This is a genomic window from Enhygromyxa salina (assembly GCF_002994635.1).
Lineage (GTDB): Bacteria > Myxococcota_A > Polyangia > Nannocystales > Nannocystaceae > Plesiocystis > Plesiocystis salina_B.
The window spans coordinates 11,848-35,079 of the sequence record NZ_PVNL01000071.1; the positions used below are offsets into that span (position 1 = coordinate 11,848).

The following is a 23,232-nucleotide window of genomic DNA, read 5'->3' on the forward strand; positions in this document are numbered from 1 at the left end:
TCAGGCGCTCGGGAGTTGCAGGATGTGCTTGGCGATGATGTTGCGCTGGATCTCGTTGGACCCGGCGTAGATCGTGGCGGCGCGGTCGTAGCAAAAGCTTGGCCCGACCCACGCCTCGTTGGCGGGGACGACCCCCGGCTCTGGGAGCCAGGCCAGCGCGTCGTGGCCCATGAGCTCCATGCACAGCTCGCCGACCCGCTGGATCAAGTCGGTGCCCACGATCTTCAAGATCGAGGTCTCGGGGCCGGGGTGCCGACCCTTTAGCTGCTCGGACAGGGCCCGATAGATCGTGACTTGGTGGGCCCGCAGACGCATCTCGAGCTCGGCGAAGCGGCGCGACCAGTGCGGATCTTCGACGAGCGGGCGGCCGTCGTCGCCGACCTGTGCCGTTGCGATCTCGCGGGCGAGTCGGAGCCAGCGACGGACCAGACCGGGCGAGCCGACCAGGGTGCGCTCGTGCCCGAGCAGGGCCTTGGCCAGCGTCCAGCCGCCGTCGATCGGCCCGAGCAGGTTGGCCTTGGGGACCTCGACGTTGTCGAAGAAGGTGTCGCAGAAGGCCGGGCTGTGGCTGATCGTCAGCATCGGCCGGGCCTCGACGCCCTTCGAGCGCATGTCGATCAGCAAGAACGAGATGCCCGACTGCTTCTTGCCCGCGGCGTTGGTGCGAACCAAGCAGAAGATCCAGTCGGCGTACTGGGCGTAGGTGGTCCAGGTCTTCTGCCCATTGACCACGAAGTGATCGCCGCGGTCTTCGGCGCTCATGCGCAGGCTTGCGAGATCGCTGCCAGCGTTGGGCTCGGAGTAGCCCTGGCACCAGACCTCTTCGCCGCTGAGGATCTTGGGCAGGAAGCGCTCGCGCTGGGCGTCGGTGCCGAACCGCTGGATCAGCGGCCCGACCATGACCAGCCCAAACGGGCTCAGCGGCGGCGTGCCAGCCAGCTCGAGCTCCTCGTTGAAGATGAAGCGCTCGGCGGCCGAGAACCCCGGCCCGCCGAACGGCTTGGGCCACGCTGGCGCGACCCAGCCCTTGGCCGCGAGGATCTCGTGCCAGCGCATCAGCTCATCGTGCGTGAACTGGGCCGACGCGCGGGCCTTGACGGCCAGGTCTTCGGGGAGCGCCTCGTGGATCCACGCCCGGACTTCGGCGCGGAAGGCTTGTTCGTCGGAGGTGAAGTTGAGGTCCATCGGTGCGGCCGGGACTCTAGCAGGCTGACAGACGCGCGCGAGAGGTCGTTGCTGGGGGTGGGTGACCCAGGCCATACTCGCGCCTGCGTGTCGCTGCTACCCGTACTCGTTGGTGTGATTGAACGGCGGATCCTCGTCAACTACCGGGTCGATCCCGCCGCGTTGGCGGGGGTGCTGCCGGCTGGATTCCGGCCGCTGCTGGTCGAGGGCTACGGCATGGCGGGGATCTGTCTGATCCGCCTGGTCCGGGTCCGACCGCAGTGCTTCTTCCTCGACATTGGGCTGCGGTCCGAGAACGCCGCCCACCGGGTCGCGGTCGAGTGGGAGCAGGACGGGCAGCGGCGCGAGGGCGTGTACATTCCGCGGCGCGACACCAACTTGTGCCTGAACGCGCTGGCGGGCGGTCGCATCTTTCCGGGCGAGCATCACCCCGCGGACTTCGAGGTCGAGGAGGATCCGGCGAGCGGGTGCTGGTCGGTCCACATGCACAGTCGGGATCACAGCGCCGCCGTCGAGGTCGACGCCCGCTCGACCGCGAGCTTTCCGACCGGGTCGGTGTTTGGATCGCTGGCCGACGCGTCGGGGTTCTTCGAGCGCGGCGCGGCCGGGTACTCGGCGACCTCCGACCCGGGGCGCTTCGATGGGATCGAGCTGCGCTGTCCCAACTGGGTGTGCGAGCCGCTCGAGGTCGAGCGGGTGTACTCGAGCTTCTTTGCGGATCCCGCGGCGTTCGGCGAGGGGGCGGCGGTGTTCGATCACGCGCTGCTGATGCGGAACATCGACCACAGCTGGCACGCGCTCGAAGATCTAGAGCCCGGCTGAGCGCGCGGTTGCACGTGCGTGCACAGGGGGAGCGTCATTCGCGCTGGGCAAAACGCAGGCGCCCGTGATCGACTCACCCGCGCCGTGCAACAGACATCGCATGGCCCGCTTGAACCTCCGTCCTTTCTTGCCCCTCTTCCTCGCCGCGGCCGGCTGCGGCCAAGAGTTCATCGCCGACGAGATCGGTGATCCCGGTGACGAAGAGATGGTCGACCCGGGTGAGCCCGGTGAGCCCGGCGAGCCCGGCGAGCCGGGTGAGCCCGGCGAGCCCGGCGAGGACCCCGACACTGGTCCGCTCTACGAGGATCTCACCGAGACCGAGTACGCGACCCTGCGGGTCACCCTCTACTGCGAGGCCGTCTGGGCCTGCGAGCCGGACGCGGCGTGCGACATCGGCCCCGGGTCGTTCATCGGTGGCGACTGCGAGAGCTACGCCGCGGAGCAAGCAGCGACCTGCCTGACCGACGCCGACAACATGCTCGCGGCGATGAGCGCCTCGCCGTCGGAGTCGGCCTGCGTGGCCGCCATGAACCCGACCTCCTGCAACCAGGTGCTCTACTTTGACGAGTTCAAGGACACCTGCGCTCCCGCGGGCGGCGAAGAGGGCCGTCCGATCCGCGAGGGTGGCTCCGTGCTGCTGCCCACCCTGGTCAGCGGCAGCGCCTGGGCGCAATCGGACTGCGACCTGCACGACGACGCCGCCGCGCGGGCCTGGACCCGCGCGGCCCAGAGCGAGCACGGCTCGATCCCCGCGTTCGCGCGGCTGTCCCAGGAGTTGATGGCCCACGCGGCGCCGCCCCAGCTGATCGCGCGTTGCCACGCGGCGGCGCTCGACGAGATCAGCCACGCGCAGCTGTGCCTCGACATGGCCCGCAGCTTCGGCGCTGGCGACATCGACCTCGGCGCGCTGGCGATGCCGAAGCCGCGGATCCCGACGCTGGCCGAGCTCGCGCTCGAGGCCCTGGAAGAGGGGTGCTTCGGCGAGGGTGTGGCGGCGATGCGGGCCCGGATCTCGGCCGAGCGCTGCAGCGGCAAGGTGTCCGAGGTGCTCTCGCAGATCGCCGAAGACGAGACCCGCCACGCGGAGCTGGCCTGGGCTACCCTCGACTGGATGCTCAGCAAGGACGCCAGCTTGGCCCCGCTCCTGAGCGCTCGCCTCGAGCAGCTCAGCGCGGAGCGGCCCGCGGTTGATCCCCGCAAGGACAGCCCGTCGCTCGAGCGCTTTGGTCTGCTGCAAGCGTCGACCCGCGCGGCCGTGTCCAACGCGGTGCTCGACCAGCTCATCGCGCCCACGCTGCGCCGCCTGATCGCCAAGCACACCCAGCCCAGCGTCCACGCGGCCGCGTGATCCCAGCGCGGATCGGACGAACACGATGATCGCCCCCGTCCACCGCCTGTGCCACGCCCTGCTCGTGGGTCTGGCCCTGGCGGTGATGGGGTGCGAGCCGCCCAATGCCGAGCCCGAGCCCGAGCCCGAGCCCGAGCTGCCCGAGGTCTGCGACGTGCAGGCCGACGGCGCCGGGCTCGACGTCGATTGCTCGCTGATCGCCCAGGTCGTGCCGACCGGCACCGAGCTCTACGACGACCACGGGCTGCGTCGTCACGTGCGGATCGAAGACCAGGCCGGCCAGGTGCTGGGGGCCGAGTATGGCGCGTGCCTGGTGGTGACCGACGCCGACTGTGAAGTGTTGGCGACCACGATCGAGCCGGCCGCGAGCCGCTCGATCACCGCGTTGTTGGTGCTGCCCGTGGCCGAGCCTGGGCAGGCTGTCGAGCTGCAGCAGGCGGTCATGGCGTTGATCGAGGCCCGGCCCGCCGACGAACGGATCGCGCTGTTTCGCTGGGGGCAGCGGGTCACGCAGATCTCCACGCCGACCACGGACCGGGCCAGGCTGGCGCAGCTGCTCGGCAGCGGGCTGGGGCTGCGCGACGACGACTCGCTCGCGCCCGCGGCTGCGGTTGATGTGATCGACGATACCCTGGCGCTGGTCCAGGGCGACCACGGCAGCGTTCGTCAGCTGCTGGTGGTCGGGCCTGACGCGATCGTGGCTGACGCAGCGCCCGTCGCGAGCGAGTCGCTGCGTGTCGACTTCGTCTCGCTCGGTGAGTCCCCGAGCAGCTTTGCCCCGGCCCTGCTCGACGCGTCGACCCGGCTCGACGCTGCGCTCGCCGCTGGTGAGCAGGTCGTGAGCTACTGCGCGCTCGATCTGGCCGAGGGCGCGCGCTTGCAGGTCGTGGGCGGGGGGCCCTCGCTCGAGCTGGATCATGTCGCTGTGCCGGGTGCCGAGCCAGGCATGAGCTGCGAGGCTGGTGTTGGCGCGCCCGCGTACCCCGAGGTGATCGAGATCCTGCTGTCACCATCGCAGCGGATCGAGTACGACTCCCGCGTCGCCGAGCTCAGCAAAGAGCCCTTCGTTGGCAAGATCCGAACCGACCTCAACGCGCCCGATCTCACCGCCCCGGCCAAGCTGAAGCTGCGCGGCAATAATTCGCTGGCGTGCGAGCGCAAGTCGTACTCGCTCAATTTCGAGGACGATCAACCCCGGCGCTGGTTCGAGGATTCGGCCACCGACGAGTTCTTCTTGCTCTCGATGTGCCTGGATGATCGCTACATTACGCAGTTCACGGCCAACCAGCTGATGGCCGAGCTTGGCCTGTTCGCGCCGAAATTTCGGATGGTCGAGGTGGTGCTCAGCGGCGTCAGCCAGGGCGTGTACCTGCTGGTCGAGAAGCCGCACGAGGAGCTGCGGCACGACAACACCGGGGTCCGGCTGATCATGCGGCGCGCGTCAGACGTCGAGGGCGAGCCGCCCGAGCTCAAGCACAGCGCCGGCTCGGAAGCGCAGGCGGAGGCGGACTACGAGGCGTTCCTGACCGAGGCCGAGACCCGCACGGGCGATGATCTGCTGGCCTGGCTCGAGGCGAGCATGGACCTCGAGCAATACCTGCGCTGGATCGCGCTGATGAGCTTGCTCGAGTCGGGCGACTATGTGGACGAGGTCTACTTCATGTCGACGGACGTCACCGCCGAGCCCGGCGTGACGCGGGATTTCTTCAGCATCTCGACCTGGGATCAGGACGACATTTTCTCGCCGTGTCACAACAATGGTGACTTTGCGATCCAGGATCCTCATGAGTTGCTGTACTGCACCGAGGGTCGGCTGGACTACGCGATCTTCGAGGATCCGGGCGTGTATGCGCGGTATGTGGACACGCTCGAGCAGACCCTGGCGTGGCTGGAGCAGGGGCGGTTTGATGCTGCGACTGACATCAGCGCATCGGCTGTGCTCGCGCAGCTCGGTGGGGAGCAGGCTCGGGCGGCGATGATCGAGCTGCTGAGCGTGAATCCGGACGCGGTTGGGTTTGGAGTGCTGGAGGACGAGGTGCAGACCCGCGCGGGTGTGCTGCGGGAGGCGTTTGCGGCCCGGCGGGCGCTGGTGGCTGAGCGGATCGCGGCGTACCGGGTTGGGAACTGATCATCTGAGACACCGGGCCCTTTCTACAGCAGCCGGCCCTGGCGCTGCAGTCGATCCCACAGCGGCGGCAACACCTCCACGTCGAGCGCCGCATAGGCCAGCTGCCGCCGCGACAGCGGCCGCCGAGCCCAATTGCTGGTCTGCTCGGTCTTGTCCAGCTCAATCCCCAACTCCCGCCGACAGACCTCGCCGAGCTTGTGCCCGCCCTCCAGATCCCGGCCATGCCGCTGGCGCGACAAGGTCAAGGTATCCACAATATTCGAGATCTCGATCCCATGCCGCCGCAGCACGCCCTTCTCGAAGCTCGCATTGTGGATGATCTTGACCACCGCAGGATCCCCGAGCAGGCCCCCAAGCGGCTCGAGATCGGTCAGCTGTAGCGCGTCGATCACATAGATCTGCTCCCGCGTCCCTAGTTGCACGAGGCACAGCGTCCGCGAGAACGTGGTCTCGACATCCAGCGCGACCGCCTCCTCGAGCCGCAGCCGCTCACACACGACAGCGAGCGCCTCGTCACTGTCCACCCACTGCACGGGCAGCGAGGGCTCGCGCGGCGGCGCGGCGTCCAGATCTTCAACTGTCACGACCGGCGCGGCATCACCCGCAGGTATCCGCCGCAGCGCCGCGGGCACCCGCTCGCGCTCGGCCAGCTCGTCCCCGCCCGAGACCCACCGCCACGCCCCCGCCACATCGAGCAGAAACTCCGCGACCATCTCGCGCTCGACCCATGGCGGCATCAACGGCTGAAACTTGCTCAGTCGGTAGTTCGGCAGCGAAGCCGCGACCCGCTGCCACAGCTGTTCGTCTTCCCAGAACTCTGGATCCTCGAGCTGCTCGCGGGCCGCGGCAAACCGAACATGGTCGACGTCGCCCCGGATCTTGATCACGTAGTTGTCGGGCACCACCTTCCAGCCAGGCCCGATCGCCTCGAGCGCGTAGCGCAAGGTCGCGTTGATCCGCCCGCCCGCGAAGGTCCACCAGCGCAGCTCATCCGCCGCGACCTCAACCCCACCTCGACGCGGCGACAGGACCCCGTCAAAGCTCGCGCGCTTGTCCGCGAGCACCGTCCGGGCGCTGTCGTGCAGGTATACATAGTCCTGATCCGAGCTCAGCACCTCGAGCACCTGCTGGCACAGCTCGAACCCCAGGAATTGGGGTAGAAACCCGCCCCAGGTCGGCTTGCGCCCGCGCGGAGCCTTTTGAACCACGACCCGACGATCCGTGTGCTGGACCCGGATCACCGCCCACGGCCGCCCGCCGAGCAAAAAACAGCTCACCCCATCGACCAGCCGATCGACAAAGCCCTGATTGAGCGAACCCAGCATCTGCCCATTCGGGGTCTGAACCATATAGCTCTGCGGGCTCGAGAACACCGCATAGAGCTCCATGAAATTGCGCCGACCAAACCGACGCTCCGCCTTGGGCCCGAGCAGCAGCCTGCCACTCGCCGCCATCAGCGAGCCGTCGCGCAGCATCCACGCGATCAGCCGGTCAAACTCGGCCCGGTGAACCCCCGCGAGGTCTGGCAGCCTGGCCAGGTGACGCCAGGCCTGCTCGGCCGACACTCCATCGTGCGCGAGCGACAGCGCGAGCAGCTGGTGCACGAGCACAGGCCAGGCCCGGTGGCCGAGCTCGACCGACTCGACCCACCGCGACTTGGCCAGCTCGATCAGCGCGATCGCCTGCAACACCCCCTCTTCGGTTCCGCAGAAAAACGTGGTGTTCGCGACCTGGCCCGAGCGTCGCCCGGTCCGACCCATGCGCTGCAAGAACGACCCGACCGTGTCGGGCGCCTCGGCCTGCAGGACCCGGTCGAGGTCGCCCACGTCAATCCCGAGCTCGAGCGTAGAGGTGCACACGATGCAGGCGCTCGCGCCCTGGTGAAACCGCGCCTCAGCGAGCTCGCGCTCCTCCTTGGACACCGAGCTGTGATGCACGAAGACCTCGGTCCCGGCCTGGCGCATGTGCTCGGCGACGGCCTCGGTGATCGCCCGCGACTGACAAAAAAACAGGCTCTTGCCGTTTTTCGCCACCCGCGCGGCCCCGTGCGCGAGCGCGGCGAGATCCGGCTCGTGCACCACCAGCAGCCGCCGCCGCGCCGCCCCGTGCGGCGGATCCACGACCACGCCCGCTCGCTTCGAGCTGCCCCGCAGCCAGGTCAGGATCGCGTCGGGGTTGCCGACCGTCGCGCTCAGCCCGACGCGCTGGACATCGTGGCGTGACAGCGCGGCGAGCCGCTCGATCACGCTGAGCAAGTGCGCGCCCCGGTCACTCCCAGCCAGCGCATGGATCTCGTCGATCACGACCACGCGCAGATCCCCAAACAGCCGCGCGGTGTCGACGGTCTGCGACACCAGCATGACCTCGAGCGACTCCGGCGTGGTCATGAGCAGCTCGGCCGGCTCCCGCAAGAACTTGCGCCGCTCGCCGCTGCTGGTGTCGCCGTGCCAGACAAACCGCCGCAGCCCGACCATCTCGGTGTACTGCCCCAGCCGCTCGGCCTGGTTGTTGAGCAGGGCCTTGATCGGCGCGATGTACAGCGCCCCGACGCCAACGGGCGGCTCGTCGACCATGCCCGAGAGCGTCGGGAACATGCTGGCCTCGGTCTTGCCGCCGGCCGTTGGAGCGAGGATCACCGCGTTGTGTCCGTCGAGCAGCGCCTCGCCGGAGAGCTCCTGAACCGGGCGCAGCGACTTCCAGCCAAGCCGGGCGACGATCGCCTGCTGCAGTCGCGGCGAGAACCGAGAGAACGCGGTCATGGGGCCTGCACTCTACGCGGGAACGCGACGCCGCGGCCAGGTCGAATCCACGTTGGCTGGTTCACTCTCACTGTCACACTCACAGCAACGCCCGGCGGTGGGCAGCCCCCCACTATCTGATCTGCCACGGCCGCGCCTCATCGCTCAGGGGCACCACTGAATTTGGTCCGAGCCGGCAGTCTCGCAGATTAACCAGTAGCTGTCGCCCTGGAACGTTCTCGAGCCAAGCAGGTACCCCAAAGTTCTACGGCAACGGTGTCACAGTCTTCGGTGTCAGAGTCTTCGGGCACCGCCAGCGGGCAGACGGCAGCCATCGGGGACCCGCCTGGGTGCGGGGGCACCGCGCTGCGCTCCTCCGGGGATGGTGCTCCCGGGCAGCGGAGGTCGCTAAACCAGACGCGAGTGACCGATGCGGCGACTCGACAATCTCGCTTGGACGGCCTCGCTCGACCGGTCGCCAGCGGCTCGGGTCGCGCCGCGACAGGCCGCAGAAACCTAGCCCAGTGTCCCGAGCGCCGGCTAGTGTTGCACGGTTCCCTAGGTTGATCCTTGGCTGGCGGAAGCCTACAGAGGTATTATGTTCCAGGTTGCGTTCACCATCTTCGCGGCGCTACCAAGTGTCACGATTTCCAACCCGGGTTCGGTAGAGGTAATACAGACCGCCGATTCAGCCCAGTTAGTGATCCTGGACGCGGACGGCCTCCAGTCCGGCTCGGTGGTCCTTTGGGTCGAGCCGGAGGGATCCCTTGTAATGGTATTCGACTACCCCGACGGCTGGGCACAAGCAACCATCACGGATGCCGTTACGTTCGACCCGGATTCCACTCTAACGCCCGCTCAGATCGCGCTGCGTCTACAGGCCGTGGAAACAGCGCTCGGGCACGCAGTGCTCGACTACGGAACCCACCCCCAAAAGGGCCCGCTGCCATGCGCATTTGGGATTGTGTCGACCGCAATTCTGCTCGCTCGAGCGAACCCGTTCGGGTTGGCCGCGGGGTATAACGCAGCTTGTACGTGTATTCCCCACCTCTCCAAGGAATTCAAGGACATCAAGTGTCCGGGCTAGAAGAGACGCCGCGGGTGCCGTGGTACACAGCGGCTTCCGCCGTCACAATCGGGCTAGCCGCGATCTACCTCGCAGTGGTCCCGATAGTGGCCGGGCGGTGGCTGGATGCGCTGGTGCCTTCGGGGTTGGCGATTGCTACAATCCTGGCGTGGTGGTCGATGCGCCGCCAACAGGACACCAATGGGGCCGACGCGATGTTAGGGATCGTCATGGTATGGATCGCCTACGTTTGTGCACTGCGCACATGACTAGCGACGCCTTGGGCGGTCTATGCTCACGACTGCGTCCCATTCTCGTTGACGGTCGGCGGCAGGCCGAAGCCCGCGGCGGCCGATCGTGATGCTCGATCTGTGGCGCCGCCCGGACGGCCGCGAGCCGTTCGAGCGCCCGTGCTGGCAGCTCGAGCTCGAGTACCTGGTCCGCGATCAAGCCACCGACGGGCTGTCAGCGACGCCCCGCCACCGGCCCTTGCCCGCTCGGAGTGGGTCAACCCCGACTGAGCCGGGAAACCCGGACGCGGTCGGTCAGACCGGGCGCACGCGCCAGTAGCATCGCGCGACCATGACCCGGATCACCCACGCCATCGCGGCCGCATGTCGACCACGGGCCGCGACGACCAAGCTCGCCCTCGCCTTCGCGCTCCTCGCTTCGGCGAGCGCCTTGGGCTGCGTCGGTCCTCTGCAGGAGGCCACCGTGGTCCATGGCTGGCCGAGGCATCCGTCAGGGCACGGCCTTGGACAGGCCACGGGCGTCGACGTCGACCTGCATGGCCACGTGTTCGTGTTTCATCGGGCCCACCGCGACTTCGACTACCCCCCGCCTCCCGGCCTGATCGCGGAGGACACCGTGATGATGTTCGACCCGGATTCGGGTCAGCAGCTCGCAGCCTGGGGTGCCGATCGGTTCTCGATCCCCCATGGGCTCGACGTCGATGACCAGGGCAATGTTTGGGTCACGGACGTCGGGCTTCACCAGGTCTTGAAGTTCAGCCACGACGGCGAGCTGCTTCAAACCTGGGGCGTCGCCGGTGAGCCCGGCGACGACCGTGAGCACCTCGGCCTGCCCACCGACGTGGTGGTCTTGCCGGACGGGTCGTTCTATGTGGCGGATGGCTACGAGAATTCCCGGGTCGTGCGCTTCTCCCCCACCGGGGAGTTCGTCGCTACCTGGGGAACCCGCGGATCCGGCCCGGGCCAGTTCGCGGTTCCCCATGGCATCGCATGGGACGGCGACGCGCTGCTCTACGTCGCCGATCGGGGCAACCGCAGGGTCCAGGCGTTCGGCTTGGACGGCACCTTCGAGTTCGCCTGGGTAGCCGACGAGCTCGGCCGCCCGTACGGGATCGACGTCGCCCCCTCCGGCGAGCTCGTCGTCATCGACGGAGGTGACCTCCCCGCGACGGGACCCGATCGATCCCGGGTGGTGATCTTGTCTCCCGAGGGCGAGATCCGGGCCACCTTGGGGGCGTTCGGCAGCCAGGATGGCCAGTTCCGGCTCGGCCACGACGTCGCCGTCGGCGACGACGGCACGATCTATGTCGTCGACGCTTGGGGGCGCCGCGTACAGAAGTTCGTCGGGGCGACATTCCACGAATGACCGGACTCCCGACCCGGCCAAGCCTCGCGTAGACCTCGCGGCGCTCTAGCGAGAAGCGCGAGGCCGCCTTGGTCGGGAAAGCGACCGTAGAGCAGGCGGCGAGGAGGCAGACCGCGAATCGCATCGTCCGCGACGACACCCCAAGTCGAGGCGGACGAGTGAGCGGCGGCGCTCAGAAGTAGCCAGCGATCGTCGTCCCGATCTGGCCAAGCCCGCCGCCAAAGTCGGACGAGCAGATCGAGTAGACCGCCTGCTCGCTCTGTGGCCCGAGCTCCTGAAGCACGCTCCACATCCGCACGGGCGGGACGGCTTCGAATTCGCCCAACGCGTTGCTGCCGGTGCAGGCGATATCGATCCCCCGGTAGTTCTGATCCTCGCTGTTGGTGTTGGCGTAGCTCGGCTGGCCGTCCGCGCCGACACCCAGAATCCCGAAGGTCACGACCGGGCCGCCCGAGCTGTAGGCGTCGATGAAGCCGTGCACGGGGAGCATGACGGCGAGGTCGGGATCGCTGGTCTTGTCGCCGTCGACGTCGACGTCGTAGTCCGCGGGCACGCAGGTGTCGTAGCCCGAAGGATCACCCACACACTCGACCCCGGCGTTCTAACACGCCGCGCTGGTCGGAAAATCGGCGTCGTGCTCGGGCGTCACGGTCGCTCGATCGACGAGGTCGCGGACGACGACGCCGCGGCCGATGTGCTCGTGCACGAGCAGCCGGTCCTCGCGTCGTGCTACGGGGCCTCGGCTGCCTCGCCGAAGACCGCATCGAGCTCGAGCGTGAGCTCGAGCTCGAGCTCACGCAGACCAACGACATGCGGCGCTCGCGGGCGCGGTCACGGCCCTCGCCAGCGGCTGCGAGCCCGAGGTCGTCTGCATTCCATTCCTGGGCAAGCGCGGGATGCACTCGCACGAGGGCCACCATCCCAGCTCTTCCTCGCCCGCTGTCGCCCTGGCGGTTCTGGCCGCTGCGATCACCGCGATGAGCTAAGCTCCGCGGCCATGACACATCTCAAGATTTCGACCCTGTTGACGGCCCTCGCGCTCGCTGTGACTGGTTGCAGCGACGACGTCACGAGCTCGCCATGCGAAGACGAAGACGGCGAGGGATGCAGCGAGACTACAGGAGGAACGACGGACGATCCGACGGACGATCCGACGGACGATCCGACGGACGATCCGACTGACGATCCGACCGATCCCCCACCGAGCTGCGGTGACGGTGTCGTGGATGAGGGCGAGGAGTGCGACGATGGCGGGGAGTCGGAGCAATGCGACGCCGACTGCACGAGCGCCGCATGCGGCGACGGCGTGCTCAACATGAGCGCAGGCGAGAGCTGCGACGACGGCGGGGAGTCGGCCGAGTGCAACGACGACTGCACGCCCGCGGCCTGCGGCGACGGCATCATCAACGCGAGCGCCGAAGAAGCGTGCGACGACATGGGCGAGTCGCAAAGCTGCGACGCCGACTGTACGGCGGCCTCGTGTGGCGACGGCACGACCAACGCCGCCGCGGGCGAAGCGTGCGACGGCGGCGGGGAGTCGGCCGAGTGCAACGACGACTGCACCGCGGCCGCCTGCGGTGACGGCATCATCAACGCCAGCGCGGGCGAGGTCTGCGACGACAGCAACGCCGACGACCTCGACGGCTGCAGCGCGAACTGCCAGTCCAATGAGAACTGCGGCAACCTGTACCTCGACCTCAGCACCGGCGAGACCTGCGATGACGGCAACGAAATGGCGGGCGACGGCTGCGACGCGTGCGCGGCCGAGCCCTTCCAGGTGTGCTCGAGCGAGATCCCCGTCGACATCACCGACAACATGACCGTGATGTCCATGATCGACCCGCCCTTCCCCTACCTCGTCACCGACGTCGACCTCGCCATCGACATCACACACAGCTCGCTCGATGACCTGGACGTCGAGGTGACGCACGGGGCGACCACGGTGCTGATCGCAGACAACTTCGACAACCAGATGGGCCCCGGCAACGCCTGCACCGGCGACGACATGCTCGCCATCCTCGACGACGACGCGAACATTTCCCTCGAGGCGGCGTGCGTCGAGCCGGGCCCGCCCGCCATCGACGGCCGCTACGCTCCCGCCGAGAGCCTGTCGGCCTTCAACAACGCCGACGTCTCGGGCTCATGGACCCTCTCGATCAGCGACGCCAACGAGGGTGAGCTCGGTACGCTCGACCGTTGGTGCCTCAACCTCAATGGCTTCGGCGCCGAGCCGAGCCGGGTGTACTGGGCCACCACGAGCTCCTCAGTGTGGAGCGTGGAGGCGGACGGCGCCAACCCGACGGAGGTTGTCGGCGGCCTGCAGAGCAACTTCGTGGTCGCCACGGATCCGGCCAACGGACACATCTACTACGATCATAGCGCCACCATCACCCGGTCGGATGTCGACGGGGCCAACCCGGTCGACCTCATCGTGGGTAACAGCGTCTTCGGCCTGGCCGTGGACTCGAGCGCCGGCTACCTGTTCTGGTCGGATTTCAACTTCGACCGGGTCATGCGCGCCGATCTCGACGGCGACAACGTGATGGAAGTCGGCGTGGCCGACAGCCCCTCGGGGATGGCCGCCGACCCGGTCAACCAGAAGCTGTACTTCATCACCTACAACAACACCCAGCTTTATCGGGTCAACTACGACGGCAGCGACCAAGAGGTCATCGTTCCGAACCTGGGCGGACAAGGGATCGCGGTCGCGGTCGATCCCGCGGCCGGCCTGGTGTACTACTCGAACCGGGCCGACAACATCTTCGTCGCCGAGCTCGATGGGGCCAACCCCAGCGTGCTGCTCAACGGGCAATCGGTCGTCCAGGGCCTCGACATCGACACGGAGGCGGGGCTGATCTACTGGGCTGCACCGACAGCGGGGATGATCCGCGCCGCCAACCTCGCTGACGGCAGCAACGTCCAGGACATCACCATGAGCAACGGCAACGCGTGGGGGTTGGCCTTCATGTAGGGTCGCCGAGCCCGAGCGCGGTCAGCCCCTGAGCGACCGCGCCCTGGCGCGTGGGCTAATACCGTAAACCCGAAGTCCGAGCCGGGTTATGCACGGCACTGAGCGGGCGAAGGCCGCTCAGCTTGCCGACCTTGGCGATCGCGTAGTTGGTCGAGTGAGCGGTGAGCACCCCGTCTTGCGAGCCACGAGCAGCCCGATCTGCTGCTCGTGGTTCGACAATCCCAAGTGGATGGACGAGCTGGCCGAGTGGGTCGCGGAGTGGGTGGCGAAGTTCTATGGGGCGATGCGTGAGTACTACGTGACCGTGACGAGCGGCTCGTAGCAGACTGGTGCCGACGGATGCTCCCGGGCCTTGATGAGAGTTCGAGGGGCCGAAGCTACTTCGGCCTGCGTGGGCAGAGCCAACGTCGCTCGGTGCTCGGCAAGTTGGGTCCCGGTTCCCGGCGCTCTGGGCCTGTTCGACGCCCGACCCCCGTCCGGGCCCACCTCGCGTGCCGAGCCACACGCCGAAAAATGAGCGGCGCGACGTTCACGCCAGTATTGACCCTGCATCGCATGTCTCATCCGCCCACACCCTGCTGCGCCTCGTGCGCCCACCTGCGGTGGAGCGTGCCTAGCCGCTGGATCCTGTGGGGACGGTGGTATGCTGCACCGGTGTTCTCCGAAGCACTCAGCGTAACCGCCACCGCGGTGAAGAATCGGCGCGTGATACGTGACGCGTTCGTCCAACTCTGGAGCCTCATCACTCGCGGTCACGTCCGGGTCGTAGTCTTTGGCTCCGCTGGCGCCGGCAAGTCGACCCTCGGAGCTGTGTTGGCAGGCGAGGAGGTGCCAGCGGAGTACGAAGAATCGACTCGAACTGAGTCCTATCGACTCGACGCAGACTCGTGGTGCTCGGTGCTGGTGCCACCGGGTCAGGAAGGCCTCAGGGCATCCACTTGGAGTGATCTCAGCCGATATGTCACGAACGGAGAGTCCACCATTGTCCTGCATGTCGTTTGCTGGGGGCTGACGGCGATAGAACCGCTCGGGTACCGTGAAGTGGAAGGTATCTATCGTGAAGGAATGGATCCCCGAAGCTTTGTCGACGCGTATTCTCAGCACCGTCGTGCACACGAGATCGAGACACTCAAGGGACTATCGTCCAAACTCGAGTTGGCGCCGAAAAAGCTCTCGCTGCTCACGGTCATCACCAAGCAAGACTTGTGGTGGGGGCAACGGGAGATGGTCCGGGTTCACTATGAAACTGACTATGCACCTCATTTGGCCAGTCTTCGCCAGCAGATCGGTGACCAGAATTTTAGCCACAAGTTTTGGTCAGCGTCGTTGCTGGGTAAGAACATGAAGGACGGTGAAGGCACGCTCCTCGTCCCTACGGCTGAGGGGTACGACGACCAACTCAGGGCTTATCACACCCAGCGACTGAGCAGGATGATCACGGAGATGGTTGCCCCATGACCGCCGATAATCAAGCAAACGACCCAGAATTGCTTCCAAAAGAAGTAGTTGCTCGGTTGCTGCGCGAATACACCGACAATGCGCGCGCCGCAGATCAACGTTATCAGAATTTCTTGGGGCTCGGGGCTGCTATGTTCGTTGCAGTCTGTGTTAGCGTTGTCTGGCTAATCGTTCAAAGTGTTTCTGGTTCGCCAACCGGGGTGGCGTGGATGTTGTCGGCCGCTAGCTTTTTTCTCCTCATGTTGCTGGCGGTGCTCGGCGGTAGGATGAAGCCCGGCGTGGAACTGTCGATTTGGCAGCTTCGACGTGTGTACCAAATCGGCTCGAGGTTGGTGGATGTGGGAGCCCGGTTGAATTTCGCTCAACGTGTCGAACTCGAGTTGAAGCTCAGCGAGGCTCAGTTCTTGCTCAAGAAACATGAGCATAAATTAGCCAACCCACCCGCAGGACTGTGGCAACTCGAATTGGACGAGTCACCGTTTCGTGCCCCCCCCGACGAAGAACCTACCAAGCTGCGCTCTCATCGAGCAGCACGGGCCGATTCACCGATCTGACTAACCCGTGAGCGTCACAGCAGCCCGCCAACGAGCCACCGCGGGTGGCTCGCTAGCGGACCGCCGAGCGCCGACATCAACCGGCGCTGGTCTGCGGACCCCGAGCGGGCTCGTCGAGCCCGTCGATCTCCGCCTCGCTGAACAGCCGCGAGCTAATCACGAACCGAATCCCGCTCGGGGCCTCGAGCGAGAAGCCAGAGCCGCGCCCCTCGACGACGTCGAGGGTCAGGTGCGTGTGCTTCCACAGCTCGTACTGCTTGCCGCCGATGTACCAGGCAGTCCCGCAGACGTGACCGAGCAGCACGTCGCGCTGACCGATCATGAACTCGCCGAGCGGGTAGCACATCGGCGCGCTGCCATCACAGCAGCCACCGCTTTGATGCAGCAACAGCGGCCCGTGCTCGGCCTGCAGCCGGCCCAGCCACACGGCCGCGGCCGGCGTGACGCTCACGCGCGAGGGGCTGGCGCCATCGCTGACACCGTCACCGTCACCGTCGTTCATGGCGGCCTAGAAGAACCCCATCGGGTTCTCGTCGTAGCTCACCAGCAGGTTTTTGACGTTCTGATAGTGCCCGAGCATCATCTTGTGATTCTCGCGTCCGACACCGGATTGCTTGTACCCACCAAAGGCCGCATGCGCGGGGTAGAGGTGGTAGCAATTGGTCCATACCCGCCCGGCCTCGATCGCGCGACCGGCCCTGAATGCGGTGTGCATGTTGCGGGTCCAGACCCCGGCGCCGAGCCCGTAGAGGGTGTCGTTGGCGATCTTGATGGCGTCGTCGTAGTCCTCGAAGCTGGTACACGAGACGACCGGGCCGAAGATCTCCTCTTGGAAGACGCGCATGGCGTTGTCACCGGAGAAGATCGTGGGCTGCATGTACCAGCCCTTGGCCAGCGGCCCGCCGAGCTCGGCCCGGGCACCACCGAGCAGCACCTTGGCGCCCTCCTGCTTGCCGATCTCCACGTAGCGCAGGATCTTCTCGAGTTGATCGTTGGACGCCTGCGCGCCGACGGTGGTCTCGGTGTCGAGCGGGTTGCCGGGCTGCGACTTTTGCTTGGCGCGCTCGACCGCCATCTCCATGAATTGCGAGAAGATGCTCTTTTGAATCAGCGCGCGCGACGGGCACGTGCAGACCTCACCTTGGTTGAGCGCGAACATGCCGAAGCCCTCGAGGCTCTTTTGGCGAAACGCGTCATCCTGGTCGAGCACGTCCGCAAAAAACAGGTTGGGGCTCTTGCCGCCGAGCTCGAGCGTGACCGGGATGATGTTCTCCGACGCGTACTGCATGATCAGCCGGCCGGTGGTGGTCTCGCCCGTGAACGCGATCTTGGCCACGCGGTCGCTCGACGCGAGCGGCTTGCCGGCCTCGAAGCCAAACCCCTGGACAATGTTGAGCACACCTGGGGGCAGCAGATCCCCGACCAGCTCCATCAACACGCAGATGCTGGCGGGGGTCTGCTCGGCGGGCTTGAGGACCACGGCGTTGCCGGCCGCGAGCGCGGGCGCTAGCTTCCACACGGCCATCAAGATCGGGAAGTTCCAGGGGATGATCTGGCCGACGACGCCGAGCGGCTCATGCAGGTGATACGCGACGGTGTTGGCGTCGATCTCGGCCATCGAGCCCTCTTGCGCACGAATGCACCCGGCGAAGTAGCGGAAGTGGTCGATCGCGAGGGGCAGATCCGCGGCCAGGGTCTCGCGCACGGGCTTGCCGTTGTCCCACGCCTCGGCGACGGCGAGCATCTCGATGTTGGCCTCCATGCGATCGGCGATCTTGTTGAGGATCAGCGCTCGCTCAGCGACGCTGGTCTTGCCCCAGGCGGACTTGGCCGCGTGCGCAGCGTCGAGCGCGAGCTCGATGTCCTCGGCGCTCGAGCGGGCGATCTCGCAGAAGGACTCGCCCGTGACCGGCGATGGGTTCTCGAAGTACTGGCCCTTGCGTGGCTCGGTCCACTCGCCGCCGATGTAGTTGAGATAGCGCGACGCGAACTTGACGTTGGCGCCGTCGGTGTTGGGGAATTTGTAGATGGTCATGGGGTTCCTCTCGGTGATAGGATGATTGCCCAGATCGCTGCGCGGTTGGGCACAGTCGCGAAGCTTGCCGCTACGCGCCCGTGATCGCGGTCGCGTGGCTTGGTGAAGATCGCCTGCCGATACACACGCCGAAATTGGGAGGCGCGACATTCGCGCTTCCGGCGGCCCCGTATCGGATGTCCTTCCCCCAGGCTCAAACAGTTCGTTGAGGTCCTGGGCTTTCAGCGGCTTGGCTCGAAGAGACCCTCGAAGCCGTGTGCGAGTGCAGCTCAATCGTCATCGCCGGGTGGAAGCTCGACGAATGGGGAGCGTGGGCCAGCCGCTCTCGGATCGCACCCTCCTTGAAGCTGGCCAGCATGATCCGTAAGCACAGCGCTCGCATACCGGGTACTGTTACCCGCGCGCCATGGCAGACGACACACAACCGAGCGACCCGGACACCCTCAACCCCGTCGTCGCCGAGCTGTGGTTTCCGCGCGGCCCCGCGATCAATGTGCGTGTACGACGGGTCTCGGGTCGAGAACGCCTGTCGGGACCGTACGAGTTCGAGGTCGACTTCTCGCTCGACGCCGGGACCCGTGATCTCGAGCAGCTCTTGGGCGCCGAGTGTGAGCTCGTATTGGACCGCAGCGGGCTCAGCAGGCATGTGTATGGGATCGTGAGTCGTGTCGAGTTCGCTCTCGAGGCCGACGCCGACGCGCGCGCTGGTGACGAGGGCGCACGCGTGGCGGTGGCACCCGCGTTCGCGCTGCTCGACCACGACCTCGACACGCGCTTCTTCTCGGGCATGAGCGTCATCGATATCCTCGCCAAGCTCCTCATCCCTGGTTTGCGCGAGTATCGACGCGAGCTTGACGTCGTGTCTCACATTGTCCGCGAGTACCCACGCCGCGACTACTGTGTTCAGTTCCGGGAGTCCACGCTCGCGTTCTGCGAGCGGATCATGCAGGAGGAGGGGATCGGCTACTTCTTCATCGCGGATATCGAGGGCGAGCGTGAGCGTATCGTCTTGTTCGACAACAACGACGACTGTTCTCACGTCGAGCTACTGGTCCCCGAGCCGATCCCGATCGTTCGTGACCGACCCGAAGCGCGCGATCGCGAGTCACTGCAACAGCTCGACTGGCTCGCGCGGGGTATTCCCAACCGTGTCCTCGCCCGCGCCTACAACCTCAAGAATCCCGCTCGCATCGAGGAGGCGGCAGCCCAGACCGAGGCCAAGGTCATGCGCGAGGTCGTGCTCGAGGGCGAGCGCCGGCACATCATCGACGACCCGATCGACGATCCGGACGCAAGCAGCTTCGACGGGGTCGACCTCGAGCAGTGCCAACGCGCCGCGTCGCTCGGCTTTGAACGCTTTGGTGTAGAAGCAGGCACCGGGCGCGGCCGCGGCAACGCGATCGGTTTTCGGCCGGGCGCCGTCTTCGACCTCGGTGAGGGCGCGCAGGATCCTCGATACAGCTCGGCATTCCTGCTCACGAGCGTCGACCACGAGATCCTCGGCGACGATGGTGAGGACGCTCGTGGCTTTCGCTACGAGAACCGCTTCTTGTGCATTCCGCACACGCAGCCGTTCCGGCCGCCGCGCTCGCGTCCCCGGCCGTCTGTGCAAGGGGTGCTCACCGGCCTCGTGGTCGGCCCAGAAGCCGACGAGGTCCACACCGACACGCTGGGCCGCGTGCGCGTTCGGTTCCACACCGATCGCCACAGCAAAGCCCACGAATCGAGCACGTGTTGGGTTCGTGTCGCGCAGGTGTGGGCCGGCCAAGGCTACGGGGCCATGGTCATTCCTCGGGTCGGGATGGAGGTCGTTGTCGCGTTCGTCGATGGCAACCCGGACTGTCCGATCGTCACGGGCTGTGTCTACAATGGGGCCCAGCAGCCGCCCTATTCATTGCCGGGTGAGCTGACCAAGACAACCTTCAAGTCGTCGTCTTCACCCGCGGGCGACGGCTTTAACGAGCTTCGACTCGAGGATGCGAAGGGCGCCGAGCAGATCTTTGTGCATGGACAACGACGCATGGACGTGCGCGTTCGCGGGCCGCTGTTCGAGACCACGGGTGGCAACCGCGAGGAGGTCGTCGGCGGCGGAGCCGGCGAGGATGCCCACGGAGATCACAACACCCTGGTGCACGGGGACGTCAACCACCACGTGATGGGGTCCTCATACGTGAACGTTGACGGGGCACAGTACACCTGCGTCGGCGGCGGCGTGACCGAGGAAATCAAGAACGATCGCGTCGTGGCGGTCGGTGAGCTCAGCCGGCTGAGTGCGCGGAATATCGAGCTGGAGACCGCAGAGCTGATCTCGCTCCGGGCCAATGACTTCGCGGCCCGGGCGAGCGCCGGCATCACCATGCTGGGCCACAGGAGGATCGCATTCGAGAGCGACGACACCGTCGAGATCAAGGTCGGTGAGAGCTTCATCTCGCTCACCCCGCATGGCATCAGCATTTCCGGCGATATAGTTCGGATCAACAGTGGCGGGGCCGCGAAAGACATATCCCGGTTGGAGATTTCGGCCGAGCCGCGCCCGATGTACGATGCATGGGACGCGCTGCCCGCAGACGACGGCAAGCCCGGACGCAAGCGGGGCGGCGGTCGTGGAGCCGCGCGTGGCGGAGGGCGAGAACGAACGCCGCGAGGCCTCGAACCGGACCATCGCGCGCCGCCCCCCTCGGACGAACACCACAGGCGCAAAGATGCCGAAGATCACACCGACGCGCTCATCCACGGGGAGGGGACGCTCAACAGCCTCGAGTGGCTAGACGTAGAAGCCTGGTGTGGAGAGAGCCCTCGCCTGGTCATCGAAGCCGAGCACGCTTCACCAGGCGCCCGCGCAGGTCTGCGGATCCGCGACGCGATGGATGGGTCTTCCCTCCTCGAGGGCATTGGGTACGACGTCCGAGACTCGACCCAGTCGGTGGAAATCTACGACATCCTTCCACGCACGGTCGGCGGCGGCAAGCTCGAGAAGGACCGCCTGCTCCACGCCAATTCCCTCGGGCGGCGTACGCCTGCCCCGCTGCGCTTTCGGTTCTTGAGTGACCTCCCAGCATCGGTACACTCGATTCATCATCAACCGTGGCGGCTCTCTGTGTCTGACCACGTGGTCAAATTCAGCGGTACAATCTCCTACGTTCGCGCGTGGATGCACAGCATCATCAACCTGTCGGGCCACGTACCCAGCGCTACGCCGGGTCGAATCGAGGCCACGTTTCGGGGAACAACGAACTGGTGGTACGCCAAAGAGATCAGCAATGAAAATTGGCGATTTTGGAACGGCGCCGACTGGCTCGAAGTTCCGAAGTTGTGGGAGAATCCGCACGGAGTGAACCGCACGGGTATCGCTGTGTGGCGAGAACCGCATGGGACAATCGCCACGCAAGTGGGCCGCCTTCCGTGGCCAGACCCGCTGCCGACCGAGCAGCGGCCGGACGCCGAGGTCCGCGAGGTTATCAAAAAATGGGAGCGAGATATTCGCACGATGTGGTCTCGCAAACACCAGATCGTGCGCGTCGAATGCGGGAGTCCATTCGAGCCTGGATGCTGCCGCCTCGACGTCGACTTCGATGTCGAATTCGTCGAAAAACAATTCCTTAACGAACATGCCATTGTCGTCGCCGACAACTTTGCCCGCGCCAACTCCCATGCGTGGCCTCTCGATGAGTCGAGCACTACGGCAGCACACGAGTTCGGCCACCTCATGGGCAACCCAGACGAATATATCGGCGCGACCCGCATCGACCGCACGCTGAACGAAGACCACGCGGTCAACGGCATCGACGAAGCCTCGCTCATGGGTAGCGGAAATATCGTCCGGCTGCGCCACTACAACCCCGTCTGCCACGTTCTCTCCAAGGCCGTCGCCCAGCAGCTCGGCAAACACTGGACCTTCAAGCCAGCCGTCAAGCCATGACCGACGAACCGATCCCCTTTCAACTCGACCTCACGACCACCAACGGCCGCCAGGTCGCCAGCGCCGCCAACATCGACGACTGCTTCGAACTGCGAGAGTGGACCACCTGGCTCCGAGTCCGCAGCGAGGTTTCGGGCTACGTGCCCCCTGCGCTCGCGCCTGGCGATGAGGACGTCACCAGCTACGTACCCCCGGTGTTCGAGCGCGACGGCCTCGCGGTCCTGGTCGTCACTCGCTCGTTCGAGGACCTCACCGGCTCGACGATTGGACTGTTCTACTTGCGCCTCGACGGCGGCGCCCTCGACACGATCCGCGCAACGGTTGAACAGACGCCGTGGGTCGACCTGCCTGATCCAACTGGCGGCGCCCGCGAGGCACCTACGGTCCGCCTTCACTACGCCGGCCAGGACTTCGTGGTGCAGCGGGCGTTCAACGCGGCGTGCGGGAGCTTCCTTGAAGCTATCGACCCGCTGTGGCGGCTGCTCCTCGGCCACAGCAACCGCGTGTTCAAGCACGCCTGCGCGGCGCTTCGGCTGAGCTCGAGCGCTACGCAGAGCCCGGAACACCCAGGGTCCTGGGAGCTCACCATCACGCTGCGCAATCTCGGGCGAGATCCTGTCGTGTTGACCGACCCGCGGGTCCCGAGCACCGACGACGCCGGGGCACGGCTGAGCGTGCGATTTGGCGTCGCGCCGGACGACGAGTCTTGGCCTGTGCTCAACACAACCCCAGTGCTGACGCCCAGCCTCCCGAATGACGCCCCGCACGTCGTCACGCTCGCGTCGCGCCGGGGACTCGTGCTCGTGATCCCCTGGCGGCCGCCTGGTCCCGGGCGCTACTGTATCCTGGTTACGTGGCAGGACTATCGCGGACCGTTAGATGCCGCGCCGGGGCAGATACCTTTCATGCCGCTGCCCTCGTCTGGGCCGCCCTACGTTGGCTCGGGACCCTACCCGATCCGCGGGGCGCTGTCTGGTCGCGTGGTCGTCGATGTGCCGTCACCCGCGAAGTGACCGTCGCCACAAATCATCAACGGAAGCGGTGCCCGCAACCGCTTGTACCTTTGCCGCGCTTCGAGGCGCCCAGCCACATGTCTCGAAGCACGAGGGTGTCTCCGTCGATCTCATAGGTGCCGCTTGGGTCGACGTCGTTCGGAACGTAGTTACCGTTCAGACCCTCGAGCGTGAGGGTCTTGCGTTCATCATCCACTGTGTACTTGCCGATGTAGTCGACGTAGCTCTCGAACGGGCGCCACGTCAGCTCAAACGAGCGGATCGAGATGTGGAAGTCTCGGATCGGATCTTCAGGGACGAATTCCGGCCCCCCGTCGCATGGGAAGCGCCCGACTTCGTGCCAGTAGCCGACGACGGGGGACACGGGGGGTTCAGGGG

At 66.3% G+C, this 23,232-nt stretch carries 18 protein-coding genes; 12 read left to right on the forward strand and 6 right to left on the reverse strand.

Translation table 11 applies throughout. The features are described 5' to 3' along the window. Positions 1-1,185, reverse strand: a complete 1,185-nt coding sequence (locus ENSA7_RS18595) for an acyl-CoA dehydrogenase family protein (RefSeq protein ID WP_106090648.1) — start codon at positions 1,183-1,185, stop codon at positions 1-3. Between the two features lie 87 nt (positions 1,186-1,272). Between ENSA7_RS18595 and ENSA7_RS18600 the strand changes: the two genes are divergently transcribed. The 3 genes from ENSA7_RS18600 to ENSA7_RS18615 all read left to right on the forward strand — a co-directional run bounded on the left by ENSA7_RS18600 (position 1,273) and on the right by ENSA7_RS18615 (position 5,483). Beyond that, positions 1,273-2,007 carry a DUF2071 domain-containing protein gene (locus ENSA7_RS18600; protein ID WP_219908004.1) on the forward strand — a complete coding sequence of 245 codons (735 nt, stop codon included), beginning with the start codon at positions 1,273-1,275 and terminating at the stop codon, positions 2,005-2,007. Between the two features lie 127 nt (positions 2,008-2,134). Further along, positions 2,135-3,355: a hypothetical protein gene (locus ENSA7_RS43855; RefSeq protein ID WP_181233881.1), complete on the forward strand. Its 1,221-nt coding sequence runs from the start codon at positions 2,135-2,137 to the stop codon at positions 3,353-3,355. Between the two features lie 25 nt (positions 3,356-3,380). Further along, a complete protein-coding gene (locus ENSA7_RS18615; RefSeq protein ID WP_106090651.1) occupies positions 3,381-5,483 on the forward strand; it encodes a CotH kinase family protein in 2,103 nt (700 codons plus the stop codon). Between the two features lie 23 nt (positions 5,484-5,506). Here the strand turns inward: ENSA7_RS18615 and ENSA7_RS18620 are convergent, their stop codons facing one another. After that, positions 5,507-8,242: a DEAD/DEAH box helicase gene (locus ENSA7_RS18620; RefSeq protein ID WP_106090652.1), complete on the reverse strand. Its 2,736-nt coding sequence runs from the start codon at positions 8,240-8,242 to the stop codon at positions 5,507-5,509. Between the two features lie 577 nt (positions 8,243-8,819). Between ENSA7_RS18620 and ENSA7_RS18625 the strand changes: the two genes are divergently transcribed. The 3 genes from ENSA7_RS18625 to ENSA7_RS18640 all read left to right on the forward strand — a co-directional run bounded on the left by ENSA7_RS18625 (position 8,820) and on the right by ENSA7_RS18640 (position 10,904). Continuing rightward, positions 8,820-9,308, forward strand: coding sequence for a hypothetical protein (locus tag ENSA7_RS18625; protein ID WP_106090653.1), 489 nt, complete (start codon positions 8,820-8,822; stop codon positions 9,306-9,308). Between the two features lie 339 nt (positions 9,309-9,647). Beyond that, the gene (locus ENSA7_RS18635; RefSeq protein ID WP_106090655.1) at positions 9,648-9,857 is read left to right on the forward strand and encodes a hypothetical protein; all 210 of its coding nucleotides are present in this window, start codon (positions 9,648-9,650) and stop codon (positions 9,855-9,857) included. Between the two features lie 12 nt (positions 9,858-9,869). Beyond that, positions 9,870-10,904 carry a peptidyl-alpha-hydroxyglycine alpha-amidating lyase family protein gene (locus ENSA7_RS18640; protein ID WP_106090656.1) on the forward strand — a complete coding sequence of 345 codons (1,035 nt, stop codon included), beginning with the start codon at positions 9,870-9,872 and terminating at the stop codon, positions 10,902-10,904. A 172-nt stretch (positions 10,905-11,076) separates the two neighbouring features. On the opposite strand, the gene ENSA7_RS18645 is transcribed toward ENSA7_RS18640, so the two are convergent. Further along, positions 11,077-11,487, reverse strand: a complete 411-nt coding sequence (locus ENSA7_RS18645; protein ID WP_106090657.1) for a hypothetical protein — start codon at positions 11,485-11,487, stop codon at positions 11,077-11,079. A gap of 414 nt (positions 11,488-11,901) precedes the next feature. Between ENSA7_RS18645 and ENSA7_RS18650 the strand changes: the two genes are divergently transcribed. The 4 genes from ENSA7_RS18650 to ENSA7_RS42315 all read left to right on the forward strand — a co-directional run bounded on the left by ENSA7_RS18650 (position 11,902) and on the right by ENSA7_RS42315 (position 15,887). Beyond that, positions 11,902-13,875: a DUF5050 domain-containing protein gene (locus ENSA7_RS18650; RefSeq protein WP_106090658.1), complete on the forward strand. Its 1,974-nt coding sequence runs from the start codon at positions 11,902-11,904 to the stop codon at positions 13,873-13,875. A 175-nt stretch (positions 13,876-14,050) separates the two neighbouring features. After that, positions 14,051-14,197 (forward strand): hypothetical protein, encoded by a 147-nt coding sequence (locus tag ENSA7_RS43860; protein ID WP_181233882.1) that lies wholly within the window; start codon positions 14,051-14,053, stop codon positions 14,195-14,197. 332 nt (positions 14,198-14,529) lie between these two features. After that, positions 14,530-15,333, forward strand: a complete 804-nt coding sequence (locus ENSA7_RS42310) for a Rab family GTPase (protein ID WP_146157842.1) — start codon at positions 14,530-14,532, stop codon at positions 15,331-15,333. Then, entirely contained in the window at positions 15,330-15,887 is a 558-nt protein-coding gene (locus tag ENSA7_RS42315) for a hypothetical protein (RefSeq protein ID WP_146157843.1), read from the forward strand. Before ENSA7_RS42310 ends, ENSA7_RS42315 begins: the two co-directional genes overlap by 4 nt. A gap of 76 nt (positions 15,888-15,963) precedes the next feature. Here the strand turns inward: ENSA7_RS42315 and ENSA7_RS18665 are convergent, their stop codons facing one another. Both ENSA7_RS18665 and exaC read right to left on the reverse strand, forming a co-directional pair. After that, positions 15,964-16,389: a DUF779 domain-containing protein gene (locus ENSA7_RS18665; RefSeq protein WP_106090661.1), complete on the reverse strand. Its 426-nt coding sequence runs from the start codon at positions 16,387-16,389 to the stop codon at positions 15,964-15,966. A 6-nt stretch (positions 16,390-16,395) separates the two neighbouring features. Further along, positions 16,396-17,922 carry an acetaldehyde dehydrogenase ExaC gene (gene exaC, locus ENSA7_RS18670; protein WP_106090662.1) on the reverse strand — a complete coding sequence of 509 codons (1,527 nt, stop codon included), beginning with the start codon at positions 17,920-17,922 and terminating at the stop codon, positions 16,396-16,398. 406 nt (positions 17,923-18,328) lie between these two features. Between exaC and ENSA7_RS18675 the strand changes: the two genes are divergently transcribed. Continuing rightward, on the forward strand, positions 18,329-21,841 hold the full coding sequence (locus ENSA7_RS18675) for a type VI secretion system Vgr family protein (protein ID WP_106090663.1): 3,513 nt from the start codon (positions 18,329-18,331) through the stop codon (positions 21,839-21,841). Then, positions 21,838-22,854 (forward strand): hypothetical protein, encoded by a 1,017-nt coding sequence (locus ENSA7_RS18680; protein ID WP_106090664.1) that lies wholly within the window; start codon positions 21,838-21,840, stop codon positions 22,852-22,854. The genes ENSA7_RS18675 and ENSA7_RS18680 overlap by 4 nt, the downstream gene beginning before the upstream one ends. A gap of 16 nt (positions 22,855-22,870) precedes the next feature. Here the strand turns inward: ENSA7_RS18680 and ENSA7_RS18685 are convergent. Further along, the coding region (locus ENSA7_RS18685) for a hypothetical protein (protein ID WP_219908006.1) at positions 22,871-23,232 on the reverse strand (362 nt) is incomplete at its 5' end.